Raw genomic sequence first — 25,153 nt, 5'->3', positions numbered from 1 at the left:
GGAAAAATAATAGTCATGCGTCTTTTCGGAGGGCTGGGAAACCAGCTGTTCCAATACGCCTTCCTCTTCGCGCTCTCCCGGCAAGGGGGAAAAGCAAGACTGGAAACCTCATCATATGAACATGATGATAAGAGGGTCTGCGAACTCCATCACTTCCGGGTTTCCCTTCCCATTGAAGGAGGCCCTCCCCCCTGGGCTTTCCGCAAGTCCCGTATTCCCGCCTGCCTGCGTTCCCTGTTCGCCGCTCCCAAATATCCTCATTTCCGGGAGGAAAAACGGCACGGGTTCGATCCCGGTCTCGCAGCTCCTCCCCGCCGCCATACCTATTTCAAGGGATATTTTCAGACGGAACAATACTTCCTCCACTGCCGGGAACAGCTTTGCAGGGAATTCCGTCTGAAAACTCCCCTGACTCCGGAAAACGCCCGCATTCTTGAAGATATCCGTTCATGCTGCTCCATTTCCCTGCACATCCGCAGAACGGATTACCTCTCCAACCCTTACCTTTCTCCGCCGCCTCTGGAATACTACCTCCGGAGCATGGCTGAAATGGAAGGAAGGCTGCGGGCGGCAGGCGCTCCGCAGGAATCCCTGCGTTACTTCATCTTTTCGGACGACATAGAATGGGCCCGGCAAAACCTGAGGCCCGCCCTGCCCCATGTCCATGTGGATATCAATGACGGCGGCACCGGCTACTTCGATCTGGAACTGATGCGAAACTGCCGCCACCACATCATCGCCAACAGCACTTTCTCCTGGTGGGCGGCCTGGCTCAACGAACACGCGGAGAAAATCGTCATCGCGCCGCGCATCTGGTTCAACAGGGAGGAAGGCGACCGGTACCATACGGATGACGCGCTCATCCCCGGCTCATGGCTCCGGATATAACCCCGTTTCCTATACAGCAGACCATGCCTCTCCCCTCACCCCTCATTTCCGTCATCGTCCCCATCTACAACATGGAGCCTCTTCTTCCGCGCTGTCTGGACAGCCTGGCGGCACAAACCCTCCGCGACCTGGAAATCATCTGCGTGGACGACGGTTCAACCGACGGGTCCGGAGGCATCGTCCGGAAATATGCTTCCGGAGACAGTCGTTTCCGCCTGATTACACAGGAAAATTCCGGCAGGGCGGAAGCCCGTAACGCGGGAATCAGGGCAGCCGCGGCGCCTTACCTGGGTTTTGCGGATCCGGATGACTACGTTGAGCCGGACATGTACGAACGGCTCTACCGGCTCGCGGAAGAAAGCGGGGCGGACATGGTCCAATGTTCCTATTCCCCCTTCCTTCCGGCTGAAAGCGGAGAATCGCGCGGAATGGCTGAGGAAAAACTCCTTCATATTGAAAACACCGCCTGCGACGGCGTCTTTACGGAGAAAGGAGAAATATTCAGGCTCTTTCTGGAAGACAGGATCACCGGCGTCGTCTGGAGCAAATTGTTCAGGCGGATACTCCCCGGCTGTTCCGCCCCCCTGGAAGTCCGCCTGCCTTCTTCCTTCACCAGCGGAGAAGACACCCTTTACGTTTCCCGGGCCATCGCCCGCTGCCGCAGCGTCGCCCTCACCTCTGAAAAACTCTACCACTACGGGCTGGGCGGTCCCCAATCCGTTTCTTCTCGCAACCGGAAAGCGGAAACCCGGCCCGCAAGTTATTACGCCGTATTCGAGATGCTCACCAGGGAAAAACTCCGGGAAGGGGTTCTGGGCAGCAACCGCACGGCCTACATGAATTATATTGTCCCCCTGCTTTTTCCGGACAATGAAATGCCGGCCGGGCGGCTCAGGCATTGGGCGGAACTCTGGCGGGAGGCGGACATCACTTCCGAACACGTTTGCGGGATGCCCAGGGAACAGAGGGCTTATCTTGAGGCCGCCCTGGCCGGACGGTGGATTTACCTGCGCCTCCTTCAATGCTTCTGGAAGTTCAAGACCGCCAGAAGGAAAATGTTTCGGCTGAGGTTTTCCAAAAACGGAATAGACACGCTCCAAATCCTCGGATACACTCTTTATTCTGCAAAGAAGCTCCCCCGATCATCCCTGTAACTGCTGTTTTTCCCGTGTTCATCTATTCCTACCAGCAACACGACCACCTCCTGCCCGGCAATGACAGAATGCTGGTGATCGGCAGTTCCGCTCTGGCAAAAAACCATGGCCATCTGAAATCGTCCCGACTGGCCGCCGACACGCTCATCTTCAATTTCCCGCTCAACCATCCCCGCCTGTGGCGGCAAATGGAGCACAGCCTTTCCGGCGCCCGCTACAGCATCATTCTTTTCATGTGGCCGCCCCTGCATCTTTCCCCGGCCAACGGCAGGCTCATGGAAAAGCCCCCAGAAGGGGGCGGGCCCACGGAAAGCGCCGAAGATATGCTTTGCAGGCTTTTCGCCTTTCTGCGGAAACAGACGCGCCGCCTGATCCTCCTGTCATCCCCGCCCTCCGACTACGGCAGCGCCCGGCACCCCTACGCGGAAGAACCGGGCGTCCTTGAAGCCTGGAACGCCCTTCTTCGCACGCTGGCAGGCAAGCTGAACCTTCCATTCATTGACTTTTGCGGCGATATGCTGCAATACCGCCCCCTGCCCGGCTCCGGGGAAGAAGATTTCCCGGAAGCTTACCGGAATCTGGGGAAACAGGTCCTCCACCGGCTGCCTTTCGGCCAAACGTGGGTGAGAAGGCGTTCCGGGAAAATACACCGCCTGCTGGAGAAAAGAAGAAAACGCCGGAAAGAACGCATGCTTGCCCGATGGAGGACATTGGCGGCCCCTCCCCATTACCGTGAGGAAACCGACTGGATTACGGCCATTCATTCAGAAAAAGGGCAGGCGCGCATACTGCTCATTGGCGGTTCCGTCATGCGGCATTTGTGGCGGCCCCTTGCCTCAGAACTTCAGGAAGACATTGATTTGTTCTCCTCCACGCTGATTCCCGGAGATCCGGACTATCTCCCCACTCTTGCAGGATATTTTCCCTCCGCCGGATACGAAGCCGTCATTGTTTCCTTCGGTTCCCACGTCACCAATAAAGTCTCCGCCATTTCCGTGGATGACTTCCGCAAAAATTACATGGCATTCGTCTCCCAGCTCAGCAAACGCTGCCGTTTCCTCATCCTGGCAACCAGTACGTCCATCATGGATGGGCCGGACGGCACGCTGAATGAAGAAAAAGAGAAAATCATCACCGCCTTTAATGCCATTGTCCGCGAGGCGGCATCTTCCCTGCCCGGCGCGGTTCTTTCAGACCACCATGACTTCATGCAGGGGCGCAGATATATAGATCCCTTCCATTTCTCCCCTCCGGACCGCGCGTACCAGGCAGGGAAAACAGCCGGACTGCTCCTGCCCCTTCTCTCCGCCCGGCAGGAACCGCCAAAGGAACAGGAATACCCGCAAAGCCGCCCCGAACCATGAAACGGACAAATGAACGAAAACCGCCAAATTATTTTCCATGCGGGGAAAAACGGTTACCCCCCGCAAAAATCCCGGCCCCGGCATTTAAAGACTTCAGATTCTCCCTTCTTCAAATAACAGACATCCCTTTTCCGGCCTGAACGGAGCCTCCATGCTCTTTCCCTCCTCGGCCTATTCCTTCCCGCAGCCCCTTCTTCAAGACCCTTCCCATGAAATTCCCCGATGCCATGACAACCCCGCCCGTTCCCGCATCCCCGGAGAAATCACGCATCCCCGTCATGTTTTCCGCCACCGGCGGCTGGGGCCTGCCCCTGGGCGTAGCCATTCACACCCTTTGCCTTCACGCCAGTTCCGGACGCTTTTATGACATTCACATCGTTCACGACGGAATGGACGCGCGAATAATACAGGAGCTGAACCAGGTTGCCGCCCCCTTTCCGCAGGTTTCCCTTTCTTTCCTGCAACTTCCGGAAGAATTCCGCCATCTCTTTCAAAACGGCAACAAGGACCGCTACTCCCCCCTTGCGTATGCCCGCCTGATGGCCGGCAGCCTGTTCCCGCAGTACGGCAGGATCGTTTATCTGGACGCAGATGTCCTGCTGGCCGGAGACGTAGCCGAACTGTATTTTTCCGATTTGCGGGGAGCTTCCGTAGCGGCGGCCGGAGACGGCCTGGCCCTCTGGAGCATTGAAAAAGGAACGATGCACCCCCATCTGGAATATATGGGCAACTACCTTTCCTTCCCCCTTTCCTACTGCAATTCCGGCGTCCTGGTGCTGGATCTGGACCAGATGCGCCGCCGCAACCTGGAACACCGGCTGCTCCAACAGCTCCGGAGCCGCCCGGACCCCTTCCCCTATCCGGACCAGGACATCTTAAATATCGCCCTGCACGGAGACATGACGACGCTGCCTCCGGAATGGAACTTCCAATTCCTGTCCTGGACCTGGGATGAAGAAAAAACACGGCTCCTGCGCGGAACCGAATTTGAAAACGTTCCGACCATATCCTGCGGGCGTTCATGGAAACTGCTGCACATGGTAGGCCCGGAAAAACCATGGCGGCTCCCTGACACCCCCGGAACCATGGGGCAGTTCCACTGGATCCTGTACTCCTTTTTCTGGTGGCCGGAAGCAAAGAGGCTTCCCGTGTTCCGGGAGGAACTGGATGCGATTTCCCAGGGGCTGGCCCCGCTCCTCCAGCGCCATATCCGCGGCCAGCAATGGAAACTGTTCTTCTCCCGGGGCCATATTTTCCGGAAACGCCGGGACAAGATCAGGTGGCTGAAAAAATTGCTGTCCATTCTTGACGGCAGAAAACCGTAACCGGCTTCCCCCCTCTCCGGGAAACATGGGCAGCCTCCGCAGACGGCCGGAAAACCGGCGTACTCCGGAGACTGTTCCCGGCGGACCTTCAAACGCCCGTGATGAGCGCCTTTAATGCGGCGTGTGCGGTTCCAGCATCTGCTGGCGTTCCCGTTCCTTGTCCTTGGCCAGGCGGCGCGCCTCCTTGGTCAGGTACTGCTGCAAACGGAAGGCTTTCTGACCCTTTTTCCGGACGACATGTTCGGAAGTGCCGTCCGGCAGAATATTGCAGGCCTGGACATTGTCCCTGAAGCAGGCGTCCAGAATGGATTTCAGGCGGCGCGCCAGCTTCCCGTTGGTGACGGGCACCATAAGCTCCACCCTTTTATCCAGATTCCGGGTCATCCAGTCCGCACTGGCGATGAAAAGCTGGTGGTTGCCGCCGTGGTGGAAAAAGAAAATGCGCGCGTGCTCCAGATACCTGTCCACGATACTGACCACGCGGATTACCTTGCCGTTGGGCCGGGGGCCCGTTTTCAGGCAGCAAATGCCGCGCACGTTCAGTTCAATGTCCACCCCGGCGTCCGCGGCCCTGTACAGGGCGTCAATGATTTCCACGTCCTGGAGGCTGTTCATTTTGGCGGAAATGCGGGCGGGTTCCCCCTGCCGCGCGCGTTCCGCTTCCCCTTCAATAAGTTCAATAAGGCGCGCCTTCATCAACACCGGGGAGGGATACAGCTTGCGGAAGCGCATGAGCTTGGTGCGCCCCGTCACGGAATTGAAGAACTGGGAAGCGTCCGCTCCCAGCTGGTCGTCGCAGGTAAGGTAGGAAATATCCGTGTAAATCTTGGCAGTGGTCTCATTGTAGTTCCCCGTGCCGAAATGGCAGTAACGCCGCAGCATGCCCTGTTCCCGGCGCACCACCAGGCAAATCTTGGCATGGGTCTTCAACCCCTTGACGCCGTAAACAACCTGCACGCCGGAACGCTGAAGCTCCTCCGCCTTTTCCAGATTGCGGGCCTCGTCAAAACGGGCTTTCAGCTCCACCAGCGCCGTCACCTGCTTGCCGCTCTCCGCCGCTTTTTTCAGGGCGGCCACGATGCGGGAGTTCCTGGCGGTACGGTACAGCACCTGCTTGATGGCGATGACGTCCGGATCTTCCGCTGCCTCCTCCACCAGGCGCAGGACGGGTTCAAAACTTTCATAGGGATGATTGAGCAGAATGTCCCCGCCGGCAATGTTTTCAAAAATGCTGACGGCCGGATTCACGGAAGGGGACGGCTGCGGGGACCACTGCTCCACCTTCAACTGGTCATTGCCGGGGGCAAAAGCCATTTCCATGAAGTCGGAAAGCATCAGGGGACCCTTGAGGTCATAAGTCTCCTCCTTCCCGGCGCCTACAATCCGCATGATCTTGTCATGCAGGGGGGCGGGCGCGGAGGACTCTACTTCCAGCCTCACGCATTCGGAAAATTTCCGGGCTACGAGCACTTCCTCCATCTCATCCGCCAGGTCCAGGGCGTCTTCCTCCTGCACGGCAATGTCCCCATTGCGCGTGACGCGGAACACCGCTGCGGAAAGAACGGTCTCACCGGGAAAAACGGTGCCGATGCACTCCCGGACCAGGTCCTCCAGCATCACGTAGCGCTCCGCCTCCGCGGAAGGGACGGGAACGCGCCGCGGCAGGCCGTCCGGAAGGGCCACCACGGCGGAGCGCACCTCCCCGGTCTCATTGTCGCGCAGTTCCACGCCCATCAGCAGCTTGAGGGATGGCAGCGCGGGAGCTTCCGGAGCATCCATGTCCAGCGGCGTCAGAAGCGGGAATATCTGGTTGTTGAAATACTGCTCCAGCGTCAATTTCTGGGAAGTGCTGAGATCCTCCATCGCCAGGGGATTGATGCCGTTGATTTCCATCCACGGCAGAATTTCCTCATGGAACAGGCGGTATTGGTCCTCAATCATGCGGCCCACGCGGGAGCGGATGGCTTTCAGCTGGCGGGTGGGCGTCAGCCCGGAAATATCCTTCACGCGGGAACCGGAATGCCGCAGCATCTGAAGGCCGCCCACGCGCACCATGAAAAACTCATCCAGGTTGGAGGCGGTAATAGCCAGAAACTTCAGGCGTTCCAGGAGGGGAAGATCCGTTCTTACGGCCTGGTCCAGCACACGCTGGTTGAATTCCAGCCAGGAAAGTTCTCTGTTGATATATTCGTCAGACATGGGAAAAATGGAAAATGGAAGTTTTTTAAATCAGCCTACCGCTGGGGCGCCAGCACGACGTCATAACCGAAGATATCCGCAAACAGGTCGCCCTTCAGCCGCAGGGCCAGGTCTTCCACGGCGGTTTCACGCACGCCCTGAAGCTCCAGCTCCAGCATGCGCCCGCGGATGTGCGCCCGGACGCCGTTCACGCGCTGGGCATGGCCGCGTTCCAGGGCATCCGCCACGCGCAGGATGGCGGCCATCTTGGCTACGCGCATGCGGTCCCTCAATTCCAGCTCCCCGTACATGGGATCGGAATTGGCGGGAACCTCATGCCGGTGGTAGCGGGCCAGCAGGGCGATCGTTTCCACATCATCCCGGGAAAGGCCGAAGATTTCACTGTTGAGAATGATATACTGGGAATGGAGCTGGTGATTCTGCTGGTTGATAAAAGACCCAACCTCATGCAGAATGGAGGCCACTTCCAGCAGCAGCCGGTCATGTTCGGAAAGGCGGTGCAGGTCCTGAAGCTGGTCAAACATTTCCATGCACAGGCGCGCCACATGCTCGCGGTGCCCTTTGTCCGCCTTGTACCTGTCCGCCAGAATCCCGGCGAAATGGAGAACCTCCGCCTCCAGATCCCCCGGATGCTGTTCCGCACGTATCAGGCTGCTTGAAAACTCCTCGTCATAACCGCTCGCGGGAATGATGACGTCATCCAGGTTCAGGCTGCGGGCAATCATTTCCGTCATCAAAACGGCGGGCAGCAGGGAGTCCACCCCGGCAAAATCCGCACCGTAAACATTCATGCGCTGTTCCAGAGTGGTGCGGGACATCCGCTCCGCCTCCGCCGCCAGGGAGGAACACGCCACCTTGCCTTCCGGCGTGGGGGCCAGGCGGTCCCGGAGCTGCTGCATTTCCTGGCCGATGACGATAAGGCCCGCCAGGCCCTTCACGCCCCCGTAATCCAGGCAAATCTGGTCCACCTGCCCGCGCATGTGCTCCCGCAGAATGGAAAGCTCCGCCACATCGTCTCCGTACTCAATTTCCCCGACGGCCTCCCCCGTGCGGTGCGTTCCCAGCCTGTAGCAGGAATAACGCACGATGCGCCCCTTCTGGAACAGAAGCACGCGGGTATTGCCCGGCCCCGTATGGACCACAAGCACCTTTTTCTTGCTGAATCCCGGATACTGGGCCAGAGCCTCCTGCACCTTCACGTAAATGAGGCGCGTCATCTTGCCGTCGTCAATGCGGCGCCCCCGCAAGCCGTGGGCCACGTGCATGCGGTTCACGAACACGTCCACATTATCCGCCTCGGAAATGATGTTGGAAATCATGAACCGGACGGAAAGCTTGCTGCCGGCTCCGTATTCCTTGAGAATTTCCAGATAGTCGCCGATGATTTGCACGCAGCGGTCCATGGTATGCCGGGAAATGCGGTGGAACCGGAAAATGTCACGCGCCATCGGAACGGGCTGCTGAAGGAAATCCAGCAGGCGAATCCTGTCCCGGACAGCCTCAGCCACCATCAGGCTCATGGAGCTCGGGCCCAGATAGATCACCGCCTGAGTTGATAATTCCGAATCCTGAACCTGCTCGCCTTGAATCATTGCCATACCATGTATTGTTTCCCGGCCGTGGAGCAAGAACGGCAACGTGACAAAAAAGCCGCTTCCGCCCCTTCCAGCAAAGGAAAGAATAAAGAATTTGCCTTTTGACGGCAAGAGATAAGCGCGGCTCCCTTCCCGTCCCGGCGGAACGGCTCTTCAAGACGGCTATTTCCCATAGGCCCCCAGCAGGGGAACCAGCCGCGGGGCAAATCTTTTCATGCAGAAAAAAAGCCCCGCCAACACGGCGAAAATGACCGGAACCAGAAAGAGCCAAAGCATGTCCCAGGCCGCCCCCTTCCATGTAATCCAGCCGCTTTCACGCAGCAGGATGATGACGATGTAATGCGTTCCGAAAATGAAAAAACATGCCGGAGCCAGCCCCGCCACCCACCTGGCCGCGCGCGGGAACCATTCCGTGAACAGAATGGCCAGGGACATCAGCCCCAGCATGCCCAGGGCGATGAGCATGGAGTTGTGCTGGTCCCGGTGGCCTGCCAGCCACCAGGTAAGCGCAAGCGTGGCGACCAGGAAGGGCACCGCGTACCGGCGCACGGATTCCGTCAGGAACGAGAGGGAATACCGGGAAACATACATTCCCAGCAGGAAAAATCCCAGGCTGTTGGCGATGGGATAATCATGATCCGCCAGATCCAGCGCAAAATAGTTCAGGGACAGCATGACCATGCCCGCCCAGAGCAGATAGTCCCCCAAACGGTAAAGAAGGGGGGCCGCAGCGGTATAGATGATGATATCGCGCAGAAACCACATGGGAGCGTCCACCGGATGCCCGGCAATGCCCAGGCAGCGGCCGAACGCCGCGAGAGCAGGCCAGAACCCGGCTCCCTTTTCCCCTCCCAGCCATTCATACATAGGCCGGTAGGACGCGTAATATTCGTGCAGGGGGGACCAGCCGATCAGAACGGCCGCAGCCAGTCCCCACACCAGGTACGGACGAAGAAGAAACCAGCTCCGCCGCCAGAGGAAAAGGCTCCCGCCATCCAGAGGGCCAAAAGACCCTCTTCCCACAAAATAGCCCGCCGCCAGCAGAAAAAAGGGCGTGCGCGCCGCCAGGAACTCCGCCCATATCCACCGGTACAGCTCCGCCGAATAGAAAGCCATGTGATTCGCAATAATCAGGATGCAGGCGGCCACGCGGGCCACATCCACCCACACCATCCGGCGGGCGGCGGTCTTCTCCAGAATCACGGGAACGGAGGCTTCCGGCGGCGTCATTCCCTGGAGAGGCTGAAGTTACAAAGGAGCAATGCCGAGCTGCTCCGGCAACGCGATGCGGGGGCGGTCCGTCACAATCAGGGGCGCGCCGTCCGTTACGATAACCGTGTGCTCAAAGTGGGCGGAAGGCTTGCCGTCCGCCGTGACGACCGTCCAGCCGTCATCCAGAATTTTAACGGAAGGCCTGCCCGCATTCACCATCGGCTCAATGGCCAGGGCCATCCCCTTTTTCAGGCGCGGAAGCTTGTAATGGGGGCGGTAATTGGGAATCTGGGGTTCTTCATGCAGGTGGCGGCCTATGCCGTGCCCCACAAAATCCCGAACCACAGTAAAACCGCGGGGACGCACGAAGCCCTCCACCGCCGCGCAGACGTCCGCCAGCAAGGCGCCCGGCCTTACCAGTTCAATGGCGCGGAACAGGGATTCCTCCGTCACGGCCAGCAGCCGCAGTTTTTCCGGATCCACCATGCCCACCGGAACGGTCATGGCGTTGTCTCCATGCCAGCCGTCCACAATGGCGCCCACGTCCAGGCTCACAATGTCCCCGTTCTGGATGCGGCGGGGGCCGCCGCTGCCGTGCACCACCTCTTCATTGATGGAAATGCAGAGCTGGCCGGGAAACCCGCGGTACCGGTAAAAGGAATTGCCTACCTTGTGCTTTTTAAAAATTTCACGCGCGATATCATCTATTTCCCGCGTGGTGCGTCCCACCTGGACTTCGGCCCCGATCTCCATCAAGATTTCCGCCGTTACAGCCCCGGCTTTCTGCATCTTGGCTACCTCGCCGGGAGACTTGATGTGGATTCGTTCTGCCATGGGATTATTCTTTCTATTGCCGGTACTCTTCCAGCTTGCGGGCCAGATCCCGGGAAACATCGGCAGGTTCCCGTTCTTCGGACACCGTCATTTTAACGACCAGGCCGCGGGCCTCGTAGTACCTGGCTACGGGCAGCGTCATGGCTTCAAAATCCTTCCAGCGGCGGGCGAAAGCTTCCATGTTGTCATCCTTGCGGGAAACCATTTTCCCTCCGCACTTGGAACATTCCTCTTCCGGCGTCTGCACCACGTAACCGCATGTGGAACATTCCCGGCGGCGCATGATGCGCTGTTCAATGAGTTCCCTGGACACATCCATCCAGACGACTACATCCACGGAGGTTCCCCGCTGGTTTAGAAAATGGTCCAGCGCTTCCGCCTGCGCAACCGTGCGGGGATAGCCGTCCAGCAGCCACGCGCCATGGTCCATCTCCGACAGCCAGCCGCGCACCATGTCATTGACAATTTCGTCCGGAACCAGCATGGCCCTGTCCATATAGCTCAAGGCTTTCCGGCCCAGTTCCGTGCAGGATTCCACTTCCCTCCGCAACAGGGAGCCGGTGCTCAGGGAGTGAAGGCCGAAGGTATCAGCCAAAAACCGGCCCTGGGTCCCTTTGCCGGATGCGGGAGCCCCAACCAGAATGAAATGCTTGAGTTCCTTCATATCTTTACTTTCAGTAAAAAAGGGGGCTTACTGCATGGCGTTGTAGGCGATGGCTCCGGCCAGCACAAGCAGAGCGATAACAATCCACATGACGGTAACGGTGCGGCTGCCCGCGGCGGCGCCGGTACCTTGGATGTGCCCGTATTTGCCCTTGAGCTTGCCTTTTTTCAGGAAGCCGTCGTAATTGCGGGAAAGAAGGGTCGTTTCCACCTGGCGCATCATGTCAAGCAGTACGCCCACCAGAATGAGAAGGCTGGTGCCTCCGAAGAACTGGGTAACCAGGTAGGGGATATTGCCCCCGATATTCAGCAGGGAAGGCAGGAAGTAAATGAGGGTCAGGAATGCGGACCCGGCAAAGGTCAGCCTTTGCATGGTCTGGTCCAGGAAGAGGGCGGTGGGGGGGCCGGGACGGATGCCGGGAATATAGCCGCCATTGCGCTTCAGGTCTTCCGCGATCTGGGAGGGCTGGAACATGGTCGCCACCCAGAAGTAGGAGAAGAAGAAAATCATGAGGCCGGAAATAATGTAATAGCCGGAAGAAGCGGGATTCAGCCAGTCATTCATCTTGGTCGCGATCCACTGCAGCGTAGTGTTGTAGTGGGCGATCTGGGAGAAGAGAACCTGCGGAAGGGAGAGGATGGCCGTAGCGAAAATGACGGGCATCACGCCGGAGTAGTTAAGCTTGAGAGGCAGGTACTGCGTGGCACCGTTGAACATTTTATTGCCCATGACCCGCTTGGCGTACTGCACGGGAATGCGCCGCTGGGCCTGCGTCACCGTCACGACGAGCGCCACCACGACAATCAGGAAGGCAATCAGGGCCACGAGCAGCATGGCTCCCATGGGGACAACCGCGCCGTCCTTGTACACCAGGGTTTTCCAGGCCAGGGTGACTGCTCCCGGAAGGGCGTGAATAATGTTGACGGAAATGATGAGGGAAACGCCGTTGCCGACGCCGCGTTCCGTAATCTGGTCGCCTATCCACATCAGGAACATGGTGCCCGCCACCATAATGAGCACCGTCATGAGGGCGAACTGGATGCCGGGGTCAATGACAAGCTGGCAGTCCGCGGGAATGTTGAGACCCACGGCCTGCAGGCGTTCCGGGTGTTCTAGCGTGCCGACCAGAAACCAGCCCTGCACAAGGGCAATGACGATGGCGATGGCGCGCGTCCACTTGGTCATTTTCTGGCGGCCGCCTTCTTCCCGCACCATCTTGGCCCACTGGGGAACCACCGCGGAAAGGAGCTGGGTCATGATGGAAGCGGAAATGTAGGGCATGATGCCCAAAGCAAAAATGCCGCACTGCTGGAGGCCGCCGCCGGAGAAAATGGTCAGCACGGTAGCCAGACCCGCTCCGGGACCGCTGGCGTTCGCGGAGGCTTCAATCACTTTCTGCAGCTCCATGACGTCAATGCCCGGCAGGGGAATCTGTACCCCCAGGCGGACGACGACAATCATCGCCAGTGTGAACAAAATCCGGCGCCTGAGCTCCGGTACTTTCATGGAGTTTGCAAATGCGGATATCATGGTCCTGTAATATAAAAGTTGGCGCGCAGCTTGGCTTGCATGTCGCGGCGGTTTGCACCCGGGGCATCCATGGGAACCGCAACAGTAAACACAATGATGCGAACCGGGTCAAGCTGCATGACCCGGTTCGCCAAATGTGATTAGGCTTCGCTAAGCACGGTGACGGTGCCACCGGCCTGGGTCACCTTCTCGCGGGCGCTGGCGCTCACGAAGTCCACGACTACGTTCAGGTTCTTGGTCAGGGTGCCGTTGCCAAGAAGCTTCACGGCATCGCAGGGACCTTGGACGAGCTTGGCCGCACGCAGGGTGTTTTCATCAACCGTAGCACCGGCTTCAAACACGCGTTCAAGCTGGGAGAGGTTGACGATAAGGATTTTATCCTGGAAGCGGGTGTTGTTGAACCCCTTCTTGGGCAGACGGCGGTGAAGGGGCATCTGGCCGCCTTCAAAACCCGGCCGGATCGTGCCGCCGGAACGGGCCTTCTGGCCTTTGTTGCCTTTGCCGCAGGTCTTGCCGAGACCGGAGCTTTCCCCGTTGCCGAGGCGCTTCTTGCGGTGCTTGGCTCCGGGATTGGGCTTAATCGTATGAAGCTGTAACATGTTATTTACAATGGTTGGATTTCTTGGAGGCGGCGGCGCCGGGCTGCCGCCTCCGGATCAGATTAGATGGCCTTTTCCTTCTTCTTGCCGCGGTCGGCAAGAACCTGGTCGCTCGTGCGCAGGGAAGCGAGAGCCTGCAGGGTAGCCTTCACCACGTTGGCGTGGTTGGAGGAACCGAGGGATTTGGCAACAATGTCACGCACGCCCGCTGCTTCCAGCACGGCACGGATGGTGTTGCCGGCAATCAGGCCGGTACCGGGGGAGGCGGGCTTCAGGAGCACCTTGCCGCCGCCGAATTCGGAGTAGACTTCATGCGGAATCGTGCCGTTGGCGATGGAGACCGGGCGAAGCTGGCGCTTGGCGGCTTCCGTAGCCTTGCGGATGGCGTCTGCCACTTCATTAGCCTTGCCGAAGCCGAAGCCTACGCGGCCTTCCATGTCTCCGCTCACGACGAGGGCGGAGAAGGAGAAGCGGCGGCCGCCCTTGACGACCTTGGCGCAACGGTTGATGAACACAACCTTTTCAGCGAGCTGGGGGCCTTCTTCCACGGGAGCTTCGGCCTGAGGGCCACGGCGTCCGTCACGGCGGGGTCCACGGGGACCGCGGCCATTCTGGCCGTCACGGCGGGGTCCGCGGGGTCCGCGGCCGCCCGTTGCGGGTTGCTGCGCTTGAGCGGGAGCGGCGGCTTCCGTAGCAGGAGCAGTGTTTTCCGTTTCGTTATTCATTTAAGGAATCTTTCAATTAGAATTTCAAACCAGTTTCGCGGGCGGCATCGGCCAGGGCCTTCACCTTGCCGCAGAACTTGAATCCACCGCGGTCGAAAACGACTTCAGTGACATTGGCGGCCTTCGCGCGTTCGCCGATCAGATTGCCCACCTTGGTAGCGGTAGCGCAGTTGGCGAGTTTGGAAGGATCGGCGATGGAAGCATCGGCCGTGGAAGCGGAGCAGATAGTCCTGCCCACCGTATCGTCGATGATCTGGGCATAGACGTGGCGGTTGGAGAAATAGACAGCCAGGCGGGGACGGGAAGCCGTTCCGGAAACCTTTCTGCGGATGCGGCGGCGAACCTTGGCGCGGATGGCTTTGCGATTGATAGTACTCATCGTGTATAAATATGTTGTAATAGTTATTACCTGAATTACTTACCGACGCTCTTGCCTTCCTTGCGGCGGATAACTTCACCGACGAAACGCACACCCTTGCCCTTGTAGGGTTCCGGGGGATAGTACGCACGGACTTCAGCGGCAAACTGGCCTACGACCTGCTTGTCGATGCCTTCGACCGTCACTTTCGTGTTTTCAGTCACGGTTACCTTGAGACCTTCCGGGATTACCTGGTTGATCGGATGGGACTTGCCCAGGTTCAGATCCAGAATGTTGCCCTTGACGGCGGCACGGAAACCGACGCCGACGATTTCAAGGTTCTTGACGAAGCCTTCGGAAACACCGATGACCATGTTGTTCAACAGGGAACGGTTCGTACCGTGCAGGGCGCGAAGCTGGCGGCTTTCGCCGGCGCGGTCAACAGAGAGCTGATTGCCTTCAACGGTAGCGGTAATGCCTTCCGGAAGCGTCCAGGAAAGCTTGCCTTTGGGGCCTTCCACCTGAACGGAAGAGCCGTTAACCTTTACCGTTACCTTGTCCGGCAATGTGATGGATTTTTTACCAACTCGGGACATATGTTTAGGAAATGTTAATGGTTACCATACAAGGGCGAGAAGTTCGCCGCCGATGCTCTGCTTGCGCGCCTGCGCACCGGTCATCACACCGCGGGAGGTGGAGACGATGGCAATGCCAAGCCCGCTGAGAACGCGGGGAATGTCCTCGGAAGAAACGTACTGACGGCGGCCCGGCTTGGAGCTGCGCTTCACATCGGTAACGACCGGCTTGCCCTGCGGGGTAAACTTGATCTTCACCTTGATTTGCTTCTTGGAGCCTTCTCCGGTCACTTCATAGTTCCAGATGTAGCCTTCTTCCTGCAGAATCCGGGCGATTTCCACCTTGATGTTGGAGCAGGGAGCGGTAAATTCCTCGTTGCCGGCCAGGCTGGCGTTTTTCAGGCGGGTGAGGAAGTCGGAAATGGGATCACTTAATACGGCCATGGTAAGAAATAGTTAGGCGTTGGCGGTTTGGGTTTCTTCGGCCTTCTTCGGTTCGCGCATGGGGACGCCCAGAGCGCGAAGCAGGTCGCGGCCTTCATCGTCCGTAGGAGCGGAAGTCACGAAAATGATATCGAAGCCGATCTGACGCTTGATCTGGTCAAGTTCGATTTCGGGGAAGATGGACTGGTCGGAGATGCCGACGGCATAGTTTCCGTTGCCGTCAAAGGACTTGTAGGGAAGACCGCGGAAGTCGCGAATGTTCGGAGCCGTAATATTGATGAAGCGGTCCAGGAATTCCCACATGCGGGCGCCGCGCAGCGTTACGCGGGCTCCCAGAGGTTCGCCTTCACGCACCTTGAAGTTGGCCACGCTCTTGCGGGCATAGGTGACGGAGGGCTTTTGTCCGGTGATTTTGGCGATTTCATTAACGGCATCTTCCACGGCCTGCTTGCGGTCCGGGTGCTTGCCCATGCAGGAGGTGACAACAATCTTCTCCAGGCGGGGAATCTGATGCACGTTCTTGTATGCATGCTTCGCTTGAAGGCCGGGAACGACCTTTTCACGGTAGTATGTTTGCAGTGTTGGTGTACTCATTGTTTTAGCGGGTCAGCTCTTTATTAATGATTGATATGGCTTAAGCGCAGGGTCAGACCAGATGGCCTAGCCTACTTTTTTCACGTTGGAGATGTGAATCGGGCCGTTGATTTCCTGAATGCCGCCTTCCGGGTTCTGTTCGGTCGGGCGCACAGCCTTTTTCAGGGTGCGGGCGCCTTCTACGATGACAGTACCTTTGGAAGCATTCACGGCGAGAACGGTGCCGCGCTTGCCCTTGTGGTTACGTCCGGCGATGATTTCCACTTCATCACCTTTTTTCACGTGGGTCTTCATATATGACTATTTCTTACGCGTTTATGCGATTAAGATCTACCACCCCCTTGGTGGCAGGGCAGGAAGAGTATTATAGGATAGGCCTTTTCGTCAAGCCCGCATCCTAAAAAAATCGTTTTACCGCCCCTGCGCCAATGCGGAACGATAAATGGGAAACCGTTCCCGGATGCAGGAATTCCACAGTGAGGGGACAGCCCGCCGGAGGCCGGCCTTCCGCAACGGCCTATTCATCGTCCGAGGGGATTTCCGCCCCCTGCCACCGCAGCTTGGCCCTCAGCAGGGCGCCGAAATTCTGCTTCCGGAGATGAACCAGGGAAAGCGTTTCCGGCGCCTTCCGGATTACCAGGCTTTCTCCCACTTCGATGGGATAGGCGGAACGGCCGTCCAGGGAATAGACCATGGAGTCAAAGCGGCCGCGGCGCTCGCGGGGCCGCAGGCGTATGGTCATGTTGTCAGGAAGCACCACGGAACGATTGGTCAGGCTGTGCGGGCAGATGGGGGTGACGCATACGACACGGGACATGGGCCAGACCAGAGGCCCCCCGGCGGAAAGGGAGTATGCCGTGGAGCCGGTGGGGGTGGAAACCAGAACGCCGTCCGCATGGTAGCGGTTCAGCAATTCTCCGTCTATCTCCGCATCCAGGTCCACCATCTTGCCGGACTGGGCGCGGATCAGGGAAACTTCATTCAAGGCCAGCTTGCGCGGAGGTGCCGCAACGCCGTCTTCCCCCACCCGGACCACTTCAAGCATGGAACGTTCATCCGTCAGGTAGGAACCTTCCTGAAGGGCATACGCCAGAAGCGGCAGTTCCTGCACGGAACAGGTGGTCATGAACCCCAGCCGGCCCAGGTTCACTCCCGCCAGGGGAACGCGGTGCATGGCCGCCAGAGAAGAGACGGTCAGCATGGTACCGTCCCCTCCGAAGGTCACCAGCATGCCGCACCGTCCGATAGCCCGTTCCAGAGCATCCGGCGTTTCAATGACGCAGGAGCCCAGCCCGTGGCGGGAAAGTTCCCGGCGCATGATGCGCAACGCTTCCCCCAGTCCCGGTTTTTCCGCCAGAGCGACCAGGCCGATTACCTTGGAAGGATTCATGCGGGAGATCATACTGCATTTTTCCGGGCCACTCAACTGGTAAACCGCAACCGGGAAAAGATTGTTCCGCCCTGCTCTATTCCTTAAATTTCAACTCTTGTTCCTTTTTTGTTATACAAAACCATCAATATGTGTTAAACGTAAAAAGCGTGAAATGGTTCCTCCCCGTCCTGTTGCTTTTTCTGATGCCGGGCTGCTCCACTACGGAGAAGTGCGCTCAGAAAACGGAGCCATCCGTTCAGGAGGCAGAGGCGCATGTCAAAAATGCGCCCTACCGGGTGCGTGGAAAAAGGTATACTCCCATGAGCGTGGCGGATGCCCTGCAATACCATGAGACCGGCTATGCCTCCTGGTATGGCGGCAAAGCGCGCCGCCTGAAGACATCTTCCGGAGAATACATCAATCCCCAGCGTTCCATGACGGCGGCCCACAAAACCCTGCCGATGCCGTGCAAGGTGAAAGTCACCTGCCTGGAAACCGGCAAATCAACCGTCGTCAGGATCAACAACCGCGGGCCTTTTCACAGCAACCGCCTGATAGACCTCACCACCGCCGCCGCAAGCCGCATCGGCCTGCATAGACGCGGCGTATCCAGGGTCCGTCTGGAAGTCATCTCCGTGGGTGACGGCCCGCATGAGGTTTCCGCCCGTTAATCCCATCTCATCCTTTTCCGTATATTTATCATTTTACCCTGCATGATTCCGCTCCGCATTGTTCTTGCCTCCCTGGCATGCCTGTACCCGTTCTCTCTGGCTCAGGAGCCTAAATCGGATCCCGATAAAACGCTGATTATCATTTCTACCAGCGATATCCACGGCAATCTGGACAATTTCCCAAGACTGGCCACACTGGTAAAGCAATACCGCGCTAAATATCCGCACGTGCTGCTGGTGGATTCAGGTGATTATTTCATAGGCAATCCCTATGTGGACGACTGTGAAAAACGGGGCGAACCCCTTACTATCCTGATGAACAAGCTGGGGTATGATGTAGTGACCATCGGAAACCATGATCTGGATTACGGGCAGGAGGCCCTGCGCGACCATATCAAGGGAATGCCCTCCACCAAGTTTGTCATTACCAACGCCAGCCTTTCCCCAACTCTGGAAAACTGTTTTTCTCCGTATGTCAGCATCCCGATTAAAGGAACGTCCATTTCCGTAGGGGTCATAGGACTGGCAGACCTTCAAACCACGGATGTGAGGAGGATGACCGGCATCTCATGGAAGCTGCCGGATGAAGAAGACTACAAGGGAATCACGGACAGGTTCCGGCTCCACCATAATACCATCAACGTCATCCTCAGCCATCTGGGATACGGCAATGATCTGAAAATGATGAAGTATTCTCCGAATATCGACGTCATTCTTGGAGGCCATACCCATGTCATGCTGCCCAGCGGTCATCTCAGAACCGGAACCCTGCTCAGCCACACGGGACACAGCCTGAGCCATGTAGGCGTTACGGAAATTATTTTCTCCACGGAACATCCCGTCTCCATCCTTTCCAAATCAACCAGGGCCGTTTCTTTGAATGAGGAAATTCCCGATGACCCGGAAGTAAAGGAAATTGTCCGCCGATTTTCCGGAAATCCGCTTTTCAACCAGCAAGTGGGCGTCGCCGGAGAAGAAATCACGCACGTCACCATAGGCACCCTTTTCTGCAAGGCCATTCAGCAGGCCTCCCATTCGGATATTGCCATTTACAACCGCGGCGGAGTACGGTCCAAAAACCATCTTAACAAAGGACCCGTTACCATCAGGGACATTTACGAGCTGGAACCCTTCCGGGAAAAGATCGTCACCTGCTCCATGAGTAAAGCGGACATTGAACAACTGATCCTGTCCAAATTCATGTCTCCGACCGATGACGAAGGAGGCGTTCTGGAAGTGTACTGCTCCGGATTCTCCTACCAGATCATGGACGGTGTTACGCCCAGCATTACCAGCACCTTGAAAAACGGGGTCATTTACACTGTCGCGATGGGAGACTACCTGTGCAGCAATTTCATATTCCCCCAACGGGGGAACGGCAAACCGACGGGAATAGATGTCCGCAAAGCCCTGATTGATTACCTGAAACAAATCAAGGAGCTGCTCAATCCTCCGCCGTCCAAGCTACCTATCATCAAAGATACGACGTTCGCCCTGTGAACTACGGCTGCAAGCACACGCTACATTCCCGCCAGCCATGCAGCCGGATCCCTATCATGCAGTACCGGAAGAGAAACGGAATATCAATGGTTTCCGCATCCTCCCCTCCGGTGCTTTGGTGACGGACACACCGCCTTTCGACCGTCTGTTTGAAGAAGGAACCGGAAACGGGCTGTATGCCCTGGCGGTATCCAACTGGGAAACCGTTTCGGATCCGGGCGCCTTCTTTATCAAGAACATGGCGCGCCAGGCGCTTACCCGCATGGCGCACGCTGCCGCAGAAAGGCCGGACGAGGTAGATGCCGTTCTGGACCACCTGCTGGCCTCCGCTACGGAAAAAGCCTTTCTGGCGGAGCAATTTCCCCCCGTACCGGGCGCGGAATATGCCACTCCGGACATCATTGCCGGATGGTTTGAAGATTTGCGGAAGGCAATAGCAAAGGAAATCCGCGCCCGAGGCATTACCCCCGCCGAATGGTTGAACGGCCTGGGCGCGCCCTGGAACCAGATAGGCAAGGTATTTTTCCACCTTGCGGAAAACCGGGATGACGCCACAGGCTCCCGCCCCTTTGCTTTCATGGCTACCTTTGCGCATCAAAGCGCTGCGGACAACCAGGTGCGCCACCTCCCCCTTGCCACCGCCCTGAAACTTCATGAAGGGAATTACACCGCCTTGCTGGCCGTACTCCAGCCCTTAAAAGAAGCGGCGCAGGAAAGCCCCCTGCTGAAGCGCCTGCTGGATAACGGAAAAATTTATACGCCGATGGCCTGGAGCGCTCCGGAGGCCCGGGATTTTCTGCAGGACACGCCGCTCTACGAACGCGCAGGCATCATTGTGCGCATGGTGAACCTATGGAAAAAACCCCCTCCCAAACTACAGGTAAAAGTTACGGCAGACGCATCCGGAAGTGAAAAAACGGTTCATTCTTCCGGGCTTTCCGTCCGCAGTCTGCTGAAATTTTCCGTATCCGCCACTCTGGGAGGCAAAGACTTGACCCCGGAGGAGCTGGGGGAATTGCTCAGCAACGGAGACGGCCTGATCCGCTTCAAGGGGGAATGGGTGCGTGTGGACGCCCGAAAGGTCCGGGACTTAATGGACCGGTGGAATCAAGCAGCACGTATGATGAGCTCCCTCGGCATCCCTCTGGTCCAGGGTCTGAGAATGCTGGTTAACGGCCCTTCCGGCCAGCTTGTACAGATTCCGGAACCGGACGAAGACTGTGTCATGGCACCGGGGCAAAACCTCCGGCAGACCCTGGACATCCTGGCGGGGAAAGTCCCAGTCTCCATACCGGAGCTTCCTTCCCGGCTGGACGCCCTGATGCGCCCTTACCAGAAAGAAGGGTTCTCTTTCCTTTACCGGATTACGGAACGGGGTTTCGGCGCCTGCCTGGCGGATGATATGGGGCTGGGAAAAACCCTTCAGGCTATTGCGTGGCTGGACGCATTGCGGAGAAAAGGCCGGCTGGAGGGCCTGCCGGCTCTGATTGTGGCTCCGGCCTCCCTCCTGTCCAACTGGAAAGAGGAAGCGCAACGCTTCGCTCCGGAGCTTATCCTGCGCATCATGCACCCTTCCTCCCCGGACCCGTGGCAGCCGGAAAATACCCTGCGCCGGAAAGACTGCCACGCCGTCATCACTACGTATGGCATGGCTGCACGCACGTCCGCCCTGGCCGAACTGCATTTCCCGGCCATTATTCTGGATGAAGCCCAGGCTATTAAAAACGCAGGCTCCGCCCGTTCCCGCGCCATCCGTTCCCTGCATGGGGAACGACGCATAGCCCTGTCCGGCACGCCGGTGGAAAATAACCTGAATGAACTCTGGAGCCTGATGGAATTTCTGAATCCGGGGCTGCTGGGCAGCAGAAAAAGCTTCGAATCCTTCACCCGTTCCCTGGAACGCGGTTATGCCCCGCTGCGACGCCTGGTGCGCCCCTTCATCCTGCGCAGAATGAAAACGGATCCGGCGCTGGTTCCCGACCTGCCGGACAAAATGGAAATACCGGCCTATTGCTCCCTCACGCCGGAACAGGCCGCCTTGTACCAAGCACAGATAGACATGCTGCATGCCGTACTGGACGAACCGGACCCAGCTGCCCGCCTGATGCTGATTTTACCCATTCTGGCACGCCTCAAGCAGATCTGCAACCACCCCGCCCAGTTCCAGGGCACGGACGATTATGCGCCGGAACGCTCCGGAAAGTTCCGGCGGCTTCAGGAACTGTGCGCCTCCATTGCCGCCAGGCAGGAAAAAACCATTCTCTTTACCCAGTTCCGCTCCATCATTCCCCATCTGCACGATCTCCTGTCCGGAGTCTTCGGCCGTTCCGGGCTTACCCTGCACGGGGGAACGCCTATTCCGGAACGCCAGAACATCGTCACCGCCTTCCAGAAGGAATCCGGCCCTCCCTTCTGCATCCTGTCCCTGAAAGCCGCCGGAACCGGCCTGACGCTGACCCAGGCATCCCACGTCATCCATGTGGACCGCTGGTGGAACCCCGCTGTAGAAAACCAGGCCACGGACCGGGCCTACCGCATCGGGCAGCACCGGAACGTACTCGTGCACCGCCTGATCTGCCGGGGCACCATTGAGGACCGCATTGACGCCATGCTCAAGGACAAGCGCCGCATGGCGGACGACCTGTTCTCCGGAGGCCCCGAACAATGGCTCATGAACATGAGCGCGGAAGAATTAAACAATCTGTTTTCCGGCAGTCCTTGCTGAGCACCCTGCGTAAGAACGGATTCTTTCCTGAACTCTCCGGAAGAGGGCAGCGCCCCTTCATCCCCGGCGTTATTCATGAAACCACGGCCAGCGGCATGGTGGTTTTCCAGTCTCCGCGGGTAAAATCCGGAAATTCCACAGGCATCCCGCCCTGGGCGATGGAACGGGCTGTCAACGGCAGCAGGGAAGACCAGGAAGCTCCTTCGTAAACGTTCTGATCCATTGGTTCTCCGTTCCGGAGGCATTCCACGATGCGGGAAAGCATCACAAAGTCCATACCGCCGTGACCGCCCATTTTCGTGGCCAGCTCCCCGATGCGTTTCCAGAGGGGATGATCGTATTTTTCATAAATAGCGGCCAGTTTTTCCCTGCCTTCAATCCATTCATGATAATTGCCGTTGCCCAGCTTTTCACCCGCCACGCGGGTTGGGAAACCAGCCAGCGTGCCCTCCGTTCCCTGGATCAGGTTGGCGCGGGAGTAAGGCCGGGGGGACGTCTCATCCAGCTGGACAAGAATGGTCCGCCCCAGCTGCGTCTTGACAACAGCCGTATTCATGTCACCGCAGATGAATGGAGTATTGTTCCAGCGGTGATCGGCGGGAAGATGCTTTTTAGCGTAGGCATTGCGCCCGAGAGCAGGAGAAGCGAACGCCGCCACACGGCAGAAACGGTCCTCTCCACGCTCCAAATTCATATATTGAGCCACCGGCCCCAACCCGTGGGTGGGGTACAGGTTGCCATTGATTCTGGTATGATATTCCGGCCGCCAGGCCCCTTCCCCGCGCGTGTCCCCCAGCTGCGTCACCAGGCAATGGATATACGCGGCCTCCCCGTGAAGCAAATCGCCGATGACGCCCTGCCGGACCATGTTCAGGAACATGAGTTCATCCCGCCCATAGTTGACGTTTTCCATCATCATGCAATGTTTCCTGGTGGCCTCGCTGGTATCCACCAGGCTCCAGAGCTCCTCCAGAGAGACGGCCAGAGGAACTTCCACAAAGGCGTGAGCGCCGTGCTTCATGCTGTCGCAGGCGATTCTGGCATGCGAACTCCAATCCGTACTGATGATGACGGCATCCGGCTTCAGCTCCTTCAGCATGGTCAGGTATTCCATATCGCCGCCGGAATAGCCCAAAGGGCTTTTCCCCATTCTGGAGAGCACGCGATCCACGCCGCGTTTCGTCAACTCTTCCTTCAAATCACATATGCCCACGATTTCCACTCCATCCATCACGCACATTTGCGCCAGGTGGGAGAACCCGCGCCCTCCCACGCCGATGAAGGCCAGCCTGATGCGACCCAGCCGGGGAGCCTTGAACCCTCCCATGTATGTGGAACCGGAAGGCCTCGGAGCCGCCGGAGAGGCGGATTTCCAGAGATGGTCTCCGGCAGGGATTTCCACAGCCTTCCCAGGGAGGGCATTTCCGGCGGCAGCCGCTCCGGCCGCAAGCCCCAAAGATTTGAGAAATTGTCTGCGTGATGAGAAAATAGACATGGCTTGAAAGTATGGCTTCAAGGAAAACTACGCCCCCTCCGGAGTGAATTTATCATCATTCTCCCTATTGAGGGGAAAAGCTCCGGATGGCTGATTTTAGAGTTTGCAAAATCCGGCGGAATTCCCACTATGAGATTTACTTCTGACTCTACCCTTTTTTTCATTGATGCGTTACCTACTTCTCATCCTGTTGCTCGCCGGGGGATACTACGGCTGGGATTATTATCAAAACGGCCTTGCACCCAGGCATGAAGCCCTCAAAGCCATGGAGCAGGAACCCTGCCCGGAGCTGGATGCGGCCCAAGCCCGTTTTGATGAAGCCGCGGAACTTCACGAACAGCAGGTGGTGCGTCTCCAGAAAGCTATTCAACGGAAGGAAGAAGCCGTCCGCAAATACTGGGATGCTCGAATAAAGCAAGCCGGCCAGGAAAAAGACGGGAAAAAGACGCCCTCTCCCGTAAGCGGAAAGCCCAATGCCCGAAGCGCGGAAGCCCGAATAGCCCATCTGCTGGAACAATATGACCGGCGCGTTGCGGAAGTGGAAGAACTCAAAAGCAGGAGGGACGCCACCAGACAACAATTGGACAGCGCCCGAAACCGGCTTCAGGAACAAATACGCCAGGTGGAAACCCGTCTGGACATCAACCGCATCCAGCTCGCGGAGGCGTCCAACACAAAAAGCAGGAATTTTAAAGTGACGGAGAACAGGACGGATCTGCTCAAACTTCAGGCCAGTCTTCCGCAGGAACTGGAGCGCATTACCGACCAGGGGGAAGCCGCTCTGCGCGACCAGACGGAAGCTTACGAAAAGGCCAAAAGAGAGTTGGGCCTGTTCCAAAACAATGTGGACAGGCAGATCGCCAGTCTTCGGAACACCATGAACTCCCCTCTGGCGGAAGATTATGATGAGACGGAAATACTTTCGGAAGACCCCGAATTCCGCACGATGATTGCTCCTTACGACCAGGCCGTCAGCCATGAGGAAACGATTGTCATGCGAACGGAGGCGGATGTGGAGGAACAGGCCAAAGCCCTGCACGGGCTGCAACGCGTCAGAGACGCGAAACTCGAAGAGGAGCGCAGCCGGCTCAGACAGGAAGAAGAAATTTTCTTCACGGCGGCAGTCGTTATCGGCGTAATATTGCTGATCTCCATTCTGCTCTCTTTCGCCAGAAGGAGATGATGTCTTTGAAGGTTGACACTGCACTGCAAACCTAGTTTACTGGGTGAGCCGCCGGGAACCCCGTGGAGGCACGACTGGCAAACCCCGCCAGGACCGAGAGGTAGCAACGGTAGCTTGTTCGTGTTTGCCGCGTCCGTTCCCGGCGGC

23 protein-coding genes and 1 other RNA gene are annotated in these 25,153 nt (G+C 58.0%); 9 read left to right on the top strand and 15 right to left on the bottom strand.

The annotated features are described in order from the left end of the window. Positions 1-15: 15 nt before the first annotated feature. The 4 genes from AMUC_RS05075 (at position 16) to AMUC_RS05060 (ending at position 4,731) form a co-directional block, all read left to right on the top strand. Positions 16-888 carry an alpha-1,2-fucosyltransferase gene (locus tag AMUC_RS05075; protein WP_012419989.1) on the top strand — a complete coding sequence of 291 codons (873 nt, stop codon included), beginning with the start codon at positions 16-18 and terminating at the stop codon, positions 886-888. 23 nt (positions 889-911) lie between these two features. Further along, on the top strand, positions 912-2,042 hold the full coding sequence (locus tag AMUC_RS11930) for a glycosyltransferase (RefSeq protein WP_012419988.1): 1,131 nt from the start codon (positions 912-914) through the stop codon (positions 2,040-2,042). 14 nt (positions 2,043-2,056) lie between these two features. Continuing rightward, positions 2,057-3,406 (top strand): SGNH/GDSL hydrolase family protein, encoded by a 1,350-nt coding sequence (locus tag AMUC_RS05065; RefSeq protein ID WP_012419987.1) that lies wholly within the window; start codon positions 2,057-2,059, stop codon positions 3,404-3,406. Positions 3,407-3,615: 209 nt separating this feature from the next. Then, the gene (locus AMUC_RS05060) at positions 3,616-4,731 is read left to right on the top strand and encodes a glycosyltransferase family 8 protein (RefSeq protein ID WP_012419986.1); all 1,116 of its coding nucleotides are present in this window, start codon (positions 3,616-3,618) and stop codon (positions 4,729-4,731) included. Between the two features lie 111 nt (positions 4,732-4,842). Here the strand turns inward: AMUC_RS05060 and ppk1 are convergent, their stop codons facing one another. From ppk1 to AMUC_RS04990, 14 genes are all read right to left on the bottom strand, one after another. Beyond that, complete coding sequence (ppk1, locus tag AMUC_RS05055) at positions 4,843-6,930, bottom strand: polyphosphate kinase 1 (RefSeq protein ID WP_012419985.1); 2,088 nt, start codon at positions 6,928-6,930, stop codon at positions 4,843-4,845. Between the two features lie 35 nt (positions 6,931-6,965). Further along, complete coding sequence (locus tag AMUC_RS11925; protein WP_087393493.1) at positions 6,966-8,528, bottom strand: HD domain-containing protein; 1,563 nt, start codon at positions 8,526-8,528, stop codon at positions 6,966-6,968. Between the two features lie 159 nt (positions 8,529-8,687). Further along, a complete protein-coding gene (locus AMUC_RS05045; RefSeq protein WP_012419983.1) occupies positions 8,688-9,755 on the bottom strand; it encodes an acyltransferase family protein in 1,068 nt (355 codons plus the stop codon). Between the two features lie 18 nt (positions 9,756-9,773). Then, positions 9,774-10,571, bottom strand: coding sequence for a type I methionyl aminopeptidase (gene map / locus AMUC_RS05040; protein ID WP_012419982.1), 798 nt, complete (start codon positions 10,569-10,571; stop codon positions 9,774-9,776). Positions 10,572-10,584: 13 nt separating this feature from the next. Beyond that, the gene (locus AMUC_RS05035) at positions 10,585-11,235 is read right to left on the bottom strand and encodes an adenylate kinase family protein (RefSeq protein ID WP_012419981.1); all 651 of its coding nucleotides are present in this window, start codon (positions 11,233-11,235) and stop codon (positions 10,585-10,587) included. A gap of 27 nt (positions 11,236-11,262) precedes the next feature. Next, positions 11,263-12,765 carry a preprotein translocase subunit SecY gene (gene secY / locus AMUC_RS05030; RefSeq protein ID WP_012419980.1) on the bottom strand — a complete coding sequence of 501 codons (1,503 nt, stop codon included), beginning with the start codon at positions 12,763-12,765 and terminating at the stop codon, positions 11,263-11,265. Positions 12,766-12,905: 140 nt separating this feature from the next. Further along, positions 12,906-13,364 carry a 50S ribosomal protein L15 gene (gene rplO / locus AMUC_RS05025; protein WP_012419978.1) on the bottom strand — a complete coding sequence of 153 codons (459 nt, stop codon included), beginning with the start codon at positions 13,362-13,364 and terminating at the stop codon, positions 12,906-12,908. A gap of 62 nt (positions 13,365-13,426) precedes the next feature. Next, positions 13,427-14,089: a 30S ribosomal protein S5 gene (rpsE, locus tag AMUC_RS05020; protein WP_031930630.1), complete on the bottom strand. Its 663-nt coding sequence runs from the start codon at positions 14,087-14,089 to the stop codon at positions 13,427-13,429. Between the two features lie 16 nt (positions 14,090-14,105). Further along, a complete protein-coding gene (gene rplR, locus AMUC_RS05015) occupies positions 14,106-14,468 on the bottom strand; it encodes a 50S ribosomal protein L18 (RefSeq protein ID WP_012419976.1) in 363 nt (120 codons plus the stop codon). 35 nt (positions 14,469-14,503) lie between these two features. Then, entirely contained in the window at positions 14,504-15,043 is a 540-nt protein-coding gene (gene rplF, locus AMUC_RS05010) for a 50S ribosomal protein L6 (RefSeq protein WP_012419975.1), read from the bottom strand. Positions 15,044-15,064: 21 nt separating this feature from the next. Beyond that, complete coding sequence (gene rpsH, locus AMUC_RS05005) at positions 15,065-15,466, bottom strand: 30S ribosomal protein S8 (protein WP_012419974.1); 402 nt, start codon at positions 15,464-15,466, stop codon at positions 15,065-15,067. A 12-nt stretch (positions 15,467-15,478) separates the two neighbouring features. Then, entirely contained in the window at positions 15,479-16,060 is a 582-nt protein-coding gene (gene rplE / locus AMUC_RS05000; protein ID WP_012419973.1) for a 50S ribosomal protein L5, read from the bottom strand. 66 nt (positions 16,061-16,126) lie between these two features. Next, complete coding sequence (gene rplX, locus AMUC_RS04995; protein ID WP_012419972.1) at positions 16,127-16,354, bottom strand: 50S ribosomal protein L24; 228 nt, start codon at positions 16,352-16,354, stop codon at positions 16,127-16,129. 223 nt (positions 16,355-16,577) lie between these two features. Then, positions 16,578-17,450: an NAD(+)/NADH kinase gene (locus AMUC_RS04990; protein ID WP_157738247.1), complete on the bottom strand. Its 873-nt coding sequence runs from the start codon at positions 17,448-17,450 to the stop codon at positions 16,578-16,580. A gap of 149 nt (positions 17,451-17,599) precedes the next feature. On the opposite strand from AMUC_RS04990, the gene AMUC_RS04985 reads away from it, so the two are divergent. Genes AMUC_RS04985 through AMUC_RS04975 form a run of 3 tightly spaced genes read left to right on the top strand, consistent with a single transcriptional unit; the run spans position 17,600 to position 22,328 of the window. After that, positions 17,600-18,103: a septal ring lytic transglycosylase RlpA family protein gene (locus AMUC_RS04985; protein ID WP_051729401.1), complete on the top strand. Its 504-nt coding sequence runs from the start codon at positions 17,600-17,602 to the stop codon at positions 18,101-18,103. Between the two features lie 42 nt (positions 18,104-18,145). Then, entirely contained in the window at positions 18,146-19,603 is a 1,458-nt protein-coding gene (locus tag AMUC_RS04980; RefSeq protein WP_012419969.1) for a bifunctional metallophosphatase/5'-nucleotidase, read from the top strand. A gap of 37 nt (positions 19,604-19,640) precedes the next feature. Next, on the top strand, positions 19,641-22,328 hold the full coding sequence (locus AMUC_RS04975) for a DEAD/DEAH box helicase (RefSeq protein WP_012419968.1): 2,688 nt from the start codon (positions 19,641-19,643) through the stop codon (positions 22,326-22,328). Positions 22,329-22,401: 73 nt separating this feature from the next. Here the strand turns inward: AMUC_RS04975 and AMUC_RS04970 are convergent, their stop codons facing one another. Then, entirely contained in the window at positions 22,402-23,823 is a 1,422-nt protein-coding gene (locus AMUC_RS04970) for a Gfo/Idh/MocA family protein (RefSeq protein ID WP_012419967.1), read from the bottom strand. A 166-nt stretch (positions 23,824-23,989) separates the two neighbouring features. Between AMUC_RS04970 and AMUC_RS04965 the strand changes: the two genes are divergently transcribed. Together AMUC_RS04965 and ffs are read left to right on the top strand one after the other, a co-directional pair. Continuing rightward, the gene (locus tag AMUC_RS04965) at positions 23,990-25,006 is read left to right on the top strand and encodes a hypothetical protein (RefSeq protein ID WP_012419966.1); all 1,017 of its coding nucleotides are present in this window, start codon (positions 23,990-23,992) and stop codon (positions 25,004-25,006) included. Between the two features lie 51 nt (positions 25,007-25,057). Further along, an RNA gene (ffs, locus tag AMUC_RS12260) (signal recognition particle sRNA small type) lies at positions 25,058-25,152 on the top strand. Position 25,153 lies beyond the last annotated feature (1 nt).

The organism is Akkermansia muciniphila ATCC BAA-835, from assembly GCF_000020225.1.
Taxonomy (GTDB): domain Bacteria; phylum Verrucomicrobiota; class Verrucomicrobiia; order Verrucomicrobiales; family Akkermansiaceae; genus Akkermansia; species Akkermansia muciniphila.
The sequence above is the reverse complement of the archived record's forward strand: the minus strand, read 5'-3'. Positions and strand labels throughout refer to the sequence as shown.